This window comes from Thermanaeromonas sp. DSM 22490 (genome assembly GCF_056378755.1).
Map to the genome: position 1 here is coordinate 38106 of NZ_JBJHHE010000018.1, position 9757 is coordinate 47862.

The 9757-nt window shown below is 48.9% G+C and carries 11 protein-coding genes and 1 other annotated feature; of the genes, 10 read left to right on the forward strand and 1 reads right to left on the reverse strand.

Features of this window, described 5'->3' with window-relative positions:
- Nucleotides 1–2 precede the first annotated feature (2 nt).
- The 6 genes from AC1BI1_RS11580 to AC1BI1_RS11605 all read left to right on the forward strand — a co-directional run bounded on the left by AC1BI1_RS11580 (nt 3) and on the right by AC1BI1_RS11605 (nt 4947).
- The gene (locus AC1BI1_RS11580; protein ID WP_476717456.1) at nt 3–449 is read left to right on the forward strand and encodes a hydrogenase iron-sulfur subunit; all 447 of its coding nucleotides are present in this window, start codon (nt 3–5) and stop codon (nt 447–449) included.
- Nucleotides 450–451: 2 nt separating this feature from the next.
- The gene (locus AC1BI1_RS11585) at nt 452–1123 is read left to right on the forward strand and encodes a methylenetetrahydrofolate reductase C-terminal domain-containing protein (protein ID WP_476717457.1); all 672 of its coding nucleotides are present in this window, start codon (nt 452–454) and stop codon (nt 1121–1123) included.
- Entirely contained in the window at nt 1120–2049 is a 930-nt protein-coding gene (locus tag AC1BI1_RS11590) for a methylenetetrahydrofolate reductase (RefSeq protein WP_476717458.1), read from the forward strand. Before AC1BI1_RS11585 ends, AC1BI1_RS11590 begins: the two co-directional genes overlap by 4 nt.
- A gap of 120 nt (nt 2050–2169) precedes the next feature.
- A complete protein-coding gene (locus AC1BI1_RS11595) occupies nt 2170–2901 on the forward strand; it encodes a hypothetical protein (RefSeq protein WP_476717459.1) in 732 nt (243 codons plus the stop codon).
- A gap of 63 nt (nt 2902–2964) precedes the next feature.
- Nucleotides 2965–3203: a binding site (T-box leader), on the forward strand.
- 53 nt (nt 3204–3256) lie between these two features.
- A complete protein-coding gene (locus tag AC1BI1_RS11600; RefSeq protein ID WP_476717460.1) occupies nt 3257–3739 on the forward strand; it encodes an Lrp/AsnC family transcriptional regulator in 483 nt (160 codons plus the stop codon).
- Nucleotides 3736–4947, forward strand: coding sequence for an aminotransferase class I/II-fold pyridoxal phosphate-dependent enzyme (locus tag AC1BI1_RS11605; protein ID WP_476717461.1), 1212 nt, complete (start codon nt 3736–3738; stop codon nt 4945–4947). Before AC1BI1_RS11600 ends, AC1BI1_RS11605 begins: the two co-directional genes overlap by 4 nt.
- 6 nt (nt 4948–4953) lie before the next feature.
- Here the strand turns inward: AC1BI1_RS11605 and AC1BI1_RS11610 are convergent, their stop codons facing one another.
- Entirely contained in the window at nt 4954–5772 is an 819-nt protein-coding gene (locus AC1BI1_RS11610; protein ID WP_476717462.1) for an Asp23/Gls24 family envelope stress response protein, read from the reverse strand.
- A gap of 104 nt (nt 5773–5876) precedes the next feature.
- On the opposite strand from AC1BI1_RS11610, the gene AC1BI1_RS11615 reads away from it, so the two are divergent.
- The 4 genes from AC1BI1_RS11615 (at nt 5877) to feoB (ending at nt 9685) form a co-directional block, all read left to right on the forward strand.
- On the forward strand, nt 5877–6644 hold the full coding sequence (locus AC1BI1_RS11615) for a DnaD domain-containing protein (protein WP_476717463.1): 768 nt from the start codon (nt 5877–5879) through the stop codon (nt 6642–6644).
- 25 nt (nt 6645–6669) lie between these two features.
- The gene (locus tag AC1BI1_RS11620) at nt 6670–7488 is read left to right on the forward strand and encodes an ATP-binding protein (RefSeq protein WP_476717464.1); all 819 of its coding nucleotides are present in this window, start codon (nt 6670–6672) and stop codon (nt 7486–7488) included.
- A gap of 104 nt (nt 7489–7592) precedes the next feature.
- The gene (locus tag AC1BI1_RS11625) at nt 7593–7832 is read left to right on the forward strand and encodes a FeoA family protein (protein ID WP_476717465.1); all 240 of its coding nucleotides are present in this window, start codon (nt 7593–7595) and stop codon (nt 7830–7832) included.
- A 14-nt stretch (nt 7833–7846) separates the two neighbouring features.
- A complete protein-coding gene (feoB, locus tag AC1BI1_RS11630) occupies nt 7847–9685 on the forward strand; it encodes a ferrous iron transport protein B (RefSeq protein WP_476717466.1) in 1839 nt (612 codons plus the stop codon).
- The last annotated feature ends 72 nt before the right edge of the window (nt 9686–9757 follow it).

A 9757-nucleotide genomic window follows, 5' to 3' on the forward strand; every position in this document is an offset into this window, starting at 1 on the left:
AGGTGGCCGAGTTTGAGCCCAAAATCGTCGCCTTTTGTTGCTATTACTGCGCTTATTCGGCAGCCGACCTGGCCGGATCCATGCGCCTGCAATACCCGGCCAATGTGCGCCTCATAGAAATACCCTGTACGGGTAAAACAGACGTCAGGATCCTGTTGGAAGCCTTTGAAGATGGTGCCGACGGGGTGTATGTGGCCGGTTGCCTGGAAGGGGATTGCCACTTCCTGAGAGGCAACCTGAGGGCCAAAAAGCGGGTGCACTATGCTAAAAAGATCCTGGACGAGATCGGTATTGGCGGTGAACGCCTGGAAATGTTTAACCTGTCAGGGTCTATGGGCCCGCGCTTCGCCGAGATCGCCCGGGAGTTTACCGAAAAAATAAAGCGGTTGGGACCCAGTCCGTTAAACAGGCTCTGTGCCCAGGAAAAAGCAGCAAAGGCAGGTGAGTGAAGATGATAATAGCTGAAGCTAAGCCTCTAGGTGAAATAGCAGAGTTAATTGGCGAAGCCCGCAAGATCCTGGTGGTGGGCTGCGGGGGATGTGTGACCGTTTGCCTGGCCGGCGGGGAAAAAGAAGTGGGAATAATGGCCGCCAGCCTCCGATTAATGCGTAAAAAAGAGGGTCGAACCCTGGAAACAGTCGAGGTTACCTTAACTCGCCAGTGCGACCCGGAATATGTCCAGATGCTGGAGAAATATGTCACCGAGGATGTGGACTGTATCCTCTCCCTGGCCTGCGGCGTAGGAGTCCAGTTCCTGGCCGAGCGCTACCATAAATGGGTAGTGCCCGCCTTAAATACCAAATTCGCCGGCGGCACAGTTGAGCACGGCGTCTGGGAAGAGCGCTGCGGACTCTGCGGGGAATGTATCCTCCATAAAACAGGAGGCATTTGTCCCATAATCCGCTGCTCCAAAAGCATCCTTAATGGTCCCTGTGGCGGTTCCCAAAAGGGGAAATGCGAGGTTAACCCGGATATACCTTGCGCCTGGCAATTGATTTACGACCGACTGAGCGCTTTAAATAAGCTGGAACTACTGCTAGAAATCCAGCCGCCCAAAGATTGGTCCAAGGCCCGGGACGGCGGTCCGCGCAAAGTAGTACGAGAGGATGTGAGGCTGGAATGAGCTTGAAAACAGAAAGCAAATTAGAAAAACTCCTGGCGCAGGGTCATTTTGTAGTCAGTGGCGAGGTAGGCCCGCCCAAGCACGCTTCCCCTGAGGGCGTACTCCATCATGCTGCGCTCCTCAAGGACTATGTTGATGCCATAAATTTAACCGACAACCAAACAGCCATTGTGCGCATGTCCAGCATTGCCGCCGCCGTACATGTGTTGCGGGCCGGCTGTGAACCCATCATGCAGATGACGGTCCGTGACCGCAACCGTATAGCCATCCAGAGCGATCTGCTGGGAGCTTATAGCTTGGGGATTCGCAATGTTCTCTGTCTCTCAGGAGATCACCAATCCTTCGGCAATCATCCTACAGCTAAAAACGTCCATGATATTGATTCCATTCAGCTCTTGCGCATAGTGAAGGATATGCGGGATGAGAAAAAATTTGCCTGTGGGGAAGAGATAAAGGAACACGAGCCGCGCTTCTTCATCGGAGCTGCGGCCAATCCCTTTGCCGACCCCTTTGAATTTCGCGTTTTGCGCCTGGAGAAAAAAATCAAGGCGGGCGCTGACTTCATCCAGACCCAATGTATATTTGACATGGAACGCTTTGAGCGCTTCATGGCCCTGGTGCGGGAACGGGGCCTGCACAAGAAAGCCTATATTATTGCCGGCGTAATGCCCTTAAAATCAGTGCGGGCTGCCAAGTATATGCAGCAATCGGTAGCGGGCATGATCGTCTCTGATGAAATTATAGCCCGGATGGAGAAGGCTTCCGATCCCAAAGCCGAAGGGGTAGCTATATGTGTGGAACAGATTAAACACCTCCGAACCATTGAAGGAGTAGCCGGCGTGCACATCATGGCTGTAATGTGGGAAGAGATTATCCCCACTATCGTTAAGGAAGCTGGCCTTTATCCCCGGCCCCAAGTAGAATAATTTTCTCTTTTCCCTCCTCGTGTTATCCTCCCCAACGCAAACAAAACCTTGCGGTTCTGTTTTGCTAAACCGGGCATATACTGATGGGGAGGATATCCTCCAACCGAGGAGGGATTTTTCGTGCGCAATACCAGGCTGGAAGCCCAAATCCTCAGCTCCGTCGACGAGCTGGTTCAATGTGCCATTTCTGCTGGCCTTAAAGGAGGGGCAGAACGAGAGGAAGAGATAGCTCGAGGCATAGCCCTCATCAAGGCAATGGGAGATCTCCTGGCCGAAGCCCTGGAAGGCCGAACCGAACACATGCAAGCTTTATTGGAACAGTTAGTTGCCCAGCGTTTACCCGATCGCAGGGTCTTGCAAAGCTTCGGTAACTTTTCCCGTGACCTACAGGAGATTATTACCAAAGGTGTAGCCGAGTATAGAGAAGGCAAAAATAGCCCGGGAGAAGAAGTGGTTCCCCCGCAGGGGGAAACGGCACCCGAAGCTACGACGGAGACCTTTACTGTAACTAAGCCCCTTACCGACAGGCTAGAAGAAGTTTATCCCGGGGAAGAAGTTGCACAGACCAGAACCCTAACAGACCCTTTAAGAAATTTGCGCCTAGCTTTAGAACGGGCCTACCCCGGTGAAGAAATAATAGAAGACTTTACCACCAGAGGGGGGAAGCTCGCCTTCTTCTTGCCACACTTAAATCTCGGTTTTGAAATCGCCTCCCAGCAGCAGGACTGGCGCAAAGAATTCTTCTACCGCCAGGCGGGAATTACAGTGATAAATGTGGCTGAAGAAGAACTAACAAATCCTTTTTATCTTGCGCGCCGTTTGCGACTGCTAAAGCTTTCTTGCAACCAATAGAATCATCTGTTGACAGAACAGTTTTCATAGTGCTAAAATGTCGCTACAAGATATTTAGAGGTCCTAAAGGCCATGAAGGGGAAAGTAAGCAGACTTAGCGGTTTCCCAGCGAGCCGGGGAGGGTGGAAGCCCGGTAACCGTTTCTGCCGAAAGCCACCCCGGAGCTTCCTGCCGAACGGTTTTTCCTAGTAGGCCAGGACGGAAGAGCCCCGTTAAAGGCCATGCGCTTCTTCGGCGCACCGAGGTGGGCCTTTTGGGGCCAAGAAGGGTGGTACCGCGGGAAAAAGCCTCCCGTCCCTTGGGGACAGGAGGCTAAATTATTTTTGGGCCAATTCCTTGGTGAAGGAGGGAAAAGATGCGCTCCAAAATACTACGGCTTTTGGAAAATAACAGCAAACTTACTGCTAAAGAAATAGCCATTATGTTGGGCTTGCCGGTGGATCAGGTTGCTCAAGAAATTGCCCAGATGGAAAAAGAAAAAATCATTTTAGGCTATTCCACCCTGATTAACTGGGAAAAAGCTGGGGAAGAAGAAGTGGCTGCCCTTATCGATGTTAAAGTAACTCCTCAACAAGATGTAGGTTTTGATGAAGTGGCTGCCCGTATTTATCGCTACCCGGAAGTAAAATCCGTGTTTCTCATGTCCGGCAGTTATGATCTTTCCGTCCTGGTGCAAGGCAAAAGCCTGAAAGAAGTAGCTTACTTTGTGGCGCAAAAACTGGCCCGGCTGGAGCATGTTCAGAGCACGGTAACCCATTTCATTTTAAAGAAGTATAAACAAGACGGGGTTATCTTTGAAGACCTAGAAGCTGATCGCAGGCAGGTGGTACAGCCATGACCATTACAGGCGGCTTTGAACCCCAGAGATTTATTTCTCCGGTAGTCAAGAGTTTACAGCCTTCGGGCATCCGCCGGTTTTTTGACCTGGTGGCCAATACTAAAGGAGTCATCTCCCTGGGAGTAGGTGAACCGGATTTCGTTACCCCCTGGCATATCCGGGAGGCCTGTGTTAGGGCCTTGGAGCGTGGTTATACCATGTATACTTCCAATTACGGTATGCCTGAACTGCGCCGGGCCATTGCTGCTTATCTGGAAGAGCGTTTCGGCGTCTCGTACCATCCCGAAAAAGAGATACTCATTACCATAGGTGCCAGCGAAGCAGTAGACCTGGCCCTCCGTACAGTCATTAATCCCGGGGATGAAGTATTGATTCCAGAGCCCTGTTATGTGTCTTATAAACCCATTACCCTCTTGTGCGGTGGAGTTCCGGTAGAGGTTCCTACCAGCAGGGCCAGGGATTTTATGCTGAGCGCTACAGAGCTAGAAAAATACGTCACGCCGAAAACAAAGGTACTTATCCTCTGTTATCCCAATAATCCTACTGGTGCTATGTTAAGTTCTGAGGATATGCTGGCCATAGCCCGGCTGGTGGAAAAATATAACCTTTTAGTCCTGGCCGACGAAATTTACGCCGAACTCCGTTACGATGGCCCCCCGGTGTCCTTTGCCTCTCTACCAGGCATGCAAGAACGCACCATTTTGATCAGCGGTTTCTCCAAGGCCTTCGCCATGACGGGATGGCGCATAGGGTATGTGGCTGCTCATCCCGAGTTTTTAGCCGCGATGGTGAAAATTCATCAATATACTATCCTCTGTGCTCCCATAATGAGTCAGATGGCTGCCCTGGAAGCTTTGCGCCATGGACGGCAGGATGTGGCCTCTATGGTGGAACAATATGATCAACGGCGACGGTTCGTAGTAAGCCGTCTAAGGGAAATGGGATTGGACTGCTTTGAACCCCGGGGCGCTTTCTATGTCTTTCCTTCCATTATAGTAACGGGCCTGACTTCCGAAGAATTTGCCGCCAGGTTATTGCAGGAAGAACGGGTAGCCGTAGTGCCCGGTAATGCCTTCGGTCCCAGTGGGGAAGGCTTTGTACGCTGTTCCTATGCAGCTTCTTTGCAGGAGCTGGCAGAAGCCATGAACCGGATGGAGCGCTTTGTGTCTAGACAACTTAAATTGGGGAAAGCAGTGGCCCATGGTTGAGGCGATCTAAAGGGCCAGGTGCTTGACCGTGATGTTGACTGCTTTTACCGGCAGGGCCGTCATATCTTCGATCCCTGCCTTAACTTTTTTCTGGGCTGCTTGCAAAAAGGGCTTCCAGGCAAAGCCGTAACGCCCGGTGACCTCTATATGTAGTATGAGCCCAGAAGCAGAGCTTTCCACCTGAACGCGGGGATATAATATTGCTTCATTTTTTGCTAGATAGCCTGCTAGCTGTTCTATAGCTGCATTGGAAACATAAAAATGGCCTAAAAAATTAAAGGTGGGACGGACAATAGTTTGCTCGACCCACAAACTTTTGCTTCTTCCGGGCGAAGTATGGTGACGTCGCAAAAAAGTGCGTAAGGGTTCAATGAAAAGGCCTTTAAACCGCGGTTTTACCTCGACCGTAGGAACGGGAATAACATGCTTACCCAATTGTTTGCGGATTTGCAGGGCCCGGGCAATTTCCCTGGGAGTAGCCACCTCGGTAATATCAATAAACAGACTAGGTTCCGGTAATCCCAAATTATGGGCAATGCGGCAGGCCATTTCCCGGGAAGTGCTGATAAGTAAAACTCTGCGAGGAGCTAAGGCGGCAATTTTAGCTCTTACCTCTGTCGCATGGCGAGGATCCAAAAATAAAGCAGTTTTAATAGCCCCTACACGGGTAGGCTGTTCCTTGGCCGAAACCCCGGCGAGGATACGACTGCCTTGAATTAAAAGCCCATCATCAATAATAATATCGGCTTGATAATCATGAGCCATGACCAGAGCGCGATGGCTTTTACCGGTCCCGCTGGGGCCAACAAAAGCGATGACTTCCATAATCAACCTCCTTGGCTAATACCTTGGACCTCGTCCCAAGCAGTGCTATAATAAAATTAACACCAACCCCTACCACACCCTTTTACCAGGTTAGGAGGGACAGGATGCCAGCATCCAGTAACTTGTCTCCTGAGCTACTTGCCTTATTATTTGAAGATGGCAGTATAACCATCCCCAACCCTTTACTTCAATATTATACCCGTCTCAACCTTTCCGAGATAGAGGTAATGGTTATTCTCCATCTTTTGCGCTGGCGCCAGATAGAACATGATCGTTTTCCTTCGCCGGAAAAATTAAGCCAGTATCTATCCGTAGATAGTGATGAAGTTAAAAATATCCTGGCCAGCTTAATTGAGAAAAAGATTATTACCGTCGAGCCCTATTATAATGCGGCTACAGGTCGCTGGCTCAATGCCTTTTCCCTCCGCAACCTCTGGCATAAGCTCACCCAAATAATATTGGCCAATGAAGAAGCTTCTACAAGCTTAAACCTAAATAATAAAGCAAATAGCGAAAAAGAAGTGGCAGCAACACTAGAGCCTAGCTTGGGAGAGATTTATCGGACCTTTGAAAAAGAATTTGGGCGCCCTTTATCTCCCTTTGAAACCAGCCAAATTGCCGACTGGTACCATAACAGCAACCTCAATTCTGAACTTATTATAGAGGCCTTAAAAAGGGCAGTATTGCGGGGTGCCCTCAACTTCCGCTACATAGATTCTATCTTAAGGGACTGGCTGCGCCATAATATCCGTACGGTTCAAGAAGCCATTGTTTATGACGAGCGCCTTCTAAAACAAAGGCCCGGTAAAAAAAGGCGGTTAGATACATCTAACGACGATAAATATCGCGAACTTTACCGTTTAGAACCGTAAGTTAAAAAGGCGATGGTGAAATCCTATGGAAAAGCTACAGGTTCCGGCAGCTCTCTTGAAACGTCAGCCCTTAAGCTCCGACCCTGATAACCTTTTACCCTGGACTAATCCTCCTTCCTGTACGGAATGTCAGGATCGAGGGGTGATAATTCGTGAGGGTCGGGCTTATCGCTGTAAGTGCATGCAACTTAAATCCTGGCAAAATCGCCTCCGCTCCGCTCACCTGGCACCGCAGCTCAGCCGGCATACCTTTGCCAACTTTGACCTCAAGTATTATTCAAGACATCTATATGATGATCTAACCGGCACTACCTACTACGAAAGCGCCCGGCGCTGTCTGGAGGCTTGTAAAAATTTTGTAGCCCAATGTGCTGAGCAGCAGGTCGTCAGGGGCCTTTTTATCTTTGGCCCAGTAGGTAGTGGCAAAACCTTTTTGGCGGCGGCCATTGCCAATGCCCTAACGGCCATGAAAAAGGAAGTACTGTTTGTGGTGGTTCCCGACCTTTTAGATGAAATTCGAGCAACCTATGACCGTAAAGCCGAAACAGAGAGCCCCACAGAATTGGAATTGCTTACCACCGCTCGGGATGCCAAGGTTCTAATTCTAGATGATTTGGGAGCTCACAATTATACGGAGTGGACCCGTAATAAAATCTATTCCTTGATCAATTACCGTTTAATCAACGAACTCCCAACAGTGATAACGAGCAACCTAAATTTAAAACAACTGGAAGAATATTTGGGAGAGCGTACAACTTCACGCTTGCTTCAGCTGTGCCGCTCTTATCATCTTCCGGTAGAAAAAGATATTCGCTATGTTTTAAGTCGGGAAGAGCGACGTTAAAAACGGGTGGCGACTCATTGACAATGATTTTCAATTGCATTATAATAAGTATAGGTTAATGATAATGCTTTTCATTTAGACTATTCCCGGGGGAGGGGAAAGTCATGACACTAGCTCAGGTAAAAAAGGGACAATTCTATCGCATCGTTAGTCTACCGGGAAAAGAAATACGCAGTCAGGCCATTCGTTTTGGACTTTGGGAAGGCGCGGTTATAGAATGTAAAGGGATAATACCCAAGGGGCCGGTTATTATAGGGCGCAACCACCAGGAAATCGCCATAGGCAGAGGATTGGCCCATAAGATAGAAGTAGAACCCCTAGCTCAGCAGAAAGAGGCTTGTTAGAAGGGGAGCAACCTATGAATTGTCATGAGTTTAAGGAATTTCAATTTCCAGCGGGAGTGCGCAAAATTGTTTTGGTCGGCAACCCCAATGTGGGTAAATCTGTTTTTTTTAACGCTTTAACCGGTTTATATGCTGATGTTTCCAATTTTCCTGGTACTACCCTGGAGATTCACCACGGGCGTGTCGGCCAAGACTTTATTATAGATACTCCTGGAATTTACGGGGTTTCCTCCTTTAACGAAGAAGAGAAGGTTGCTCGCGACATCATCTTAGCAGCTGATGTAATAATAAATGTAGTAGATGCTGTTCACCTCGACCGGGATCTTTTCTTGACCCAACAATTAATTGACATGGGCTTTCCTATGGTGGTAGCCCTTAACATGATTGATGAAGCGGCCAAGGAAGGTATAAAAGTTGATGATAAAAAACTGGCAGTACTGCTCGGGGTACCTGTTATACCGACGGTGGCAGTTAAAAAACAAGGCTTGGACGAGCTGAAGCAAGCAGTAGCTTATGCCCGGCCAGGCAATGGGTTGCCTGAGCTCGAGGAAATGTTAGAGCCTATCCTACCTAAAGTTCACAGCCGGGCGGAAGCTCTGCTAGTCCTGGAAGGAGACCCGTGGGTAGCTGCTCGCCATCGCCTGAAGCCCATGGACAGGCGGGAAGAAATATACCTTCTTAGACGCCGGCGGGTAGATGAGATCCTGGCAGCCGTGGTAAAAGGAGATATGACCAAAGCTTCTTTTAAAACCCACGTGGGCCGGTGGATGATTCAGCCCTGGACTGGTGTACCTATTCTTTTACTCACCCTTTATGCTCTTTACCAGTTCATCGGCGTTTTTATTGCTCAAACAGTAGTTGGGATTACCGAAGAGCAAATAATGCAGGCCTACTATGAACCGTTCATAAGGGGATTGCTAGAACCTGTACTAGGCGCTTCCCCCCTGCGGACCATCCTAATTGGGGAATTTGGTCTTCTTACCATGACGGTAACCTATATCCTAGGACTTTTGTTGCCACTGGTAGTAGGTTTCTACTTAAGTTTATCCTTCTTGGAGGATTCTGGATATTTACCCCGAATCGCTGTCCTGGTGGATCGCATTTTAATGAATTTAGGTATGAACGGCCGGGGAGTCATTCCCATTATACTTGGTACCGGCTGTGTCACTGCAGCTACCATTACTACTCGCTTGCTGGCCACGCCGCGTGAAAGATTTATAGCAACCTTCCTCCTGGCTATGACCATCCCATGTTCTGCTCAATTGGCAGTGATTACTAGCATGTTGGCCCCCCTGGGTCCCCGCTATGTTATTTTATACGTTGTTATTATTCTAAGCATCTTGGTGGTAACCGGTACTCTACTTAATCGGATGCTGCCGGGACAGCCCAGTGATCTGTTTATTGATCTGCCCCCCCTGCGCTGGCCGCAGTTGGAAAATGTATTGAGGAAAACCTATACTAAGACTTCCATGTTTATCCGGGAGGCAACTCCCCTGTTTGTCGGCGGAGCCTTGCTCATCGGGGTCCTCCAAGTGACAGGTTGGCTGGAGAGGATACAGAACTTATTAGTGCCCTTAACAGTCGATTGGCTGCAGTTACCGAGAGAGGCGGCCACCGCCTTTATCATGGGATTTATCCGGCGGGATTTTGGCGCTGCAGGTCTTTATTCTCTAGCCCTTTCACCCCAGCAGACCCTTGTAGCTTTAGTGACCATTACCATCTTTGTTCCCTGTATAGCCTCTGCCCTAGTAATTTTTAAAGAACGAGGAGCTCGACAGGCTATTATTATCTGGCCCACTATACTAATACTGGCCTTCCTCATTGGAGGAATAATATCTCAAATTTTGATCTAGAAGCGTTGTGAAAAACTCATTTTAATTAGCAGGTATTAGCATATCGACATCGAAAATAGTAATGACATCTAC

Excerpts from the sequence above, each read along its gene's own strand:
- AC1BI1_RS11585 (WP_476717457.1), top strand. The coding sequence starts at position 452 with ATGATAATAGCTGAAGCTAAGCCTCTAGGTGAAATAGCAGAGTTAATT.
- AC1BI1_RS11590 (WP_476717458.1), top strand. The coding sequence starts at position 1,120 with ATGAGCTTGAAAACAGAAAGCAAATTAGAAAAACTCCTGGCGCAGGGT.
- AC1BI1_RS11600 (WP_476717460.1), top strand. The coding sequence starts at position 3,257 with ATGCGCTCCAAAATACTACGGCTTTTGGAAAATAACAGCAAACTTACT.
- AC1BI1_RS11605 (WP_476717461.1), top strand. The coding sequence starts at position 3,736 with ATGACCATTACAGGCGGCTTTGAACCCCAGAGATTTATTTCTCCGGTA.
- AC1BI1_RS11610 (WP_476717462.1), bottom strand. The coding sequence starts at position 5,772 with ATGGAAGTCATCGCTTTTGTTGGCCCCAGCGGGACCGGTAAAAGCCAT.
- AC1BI1_RS11615 (WP_476717463.1), top strand. The coding sequence starts at position 5,877 with ATGCCAGCATCCAGTAACTTGTCTCCTGAGCTACTTGCCTTATTATTT.
- AC1BI1_RS11620 (WP_476717464.1), top strand. The coding sequence starts at position 6,670 with ATGGAAAAGCTACAGGTTCCGGCAGCTCTCTTGAAACGTCAGCCCTTA.
- AC1BI1_RS11625 (WP_476717465.1), top strand. The coding sequence starts at position 7,593 with ATGACACTAGCTCAGGTAAAAAAGGGACAATTCTATCGCATCGTTAGT.
- feoB (WP_476717466.1), top strand. The coding sequence starts at position 7,847 with ATGAATTGTCATGAGTTTAAGGAATTTCAATTTCCAGCGGGAGTGCGC.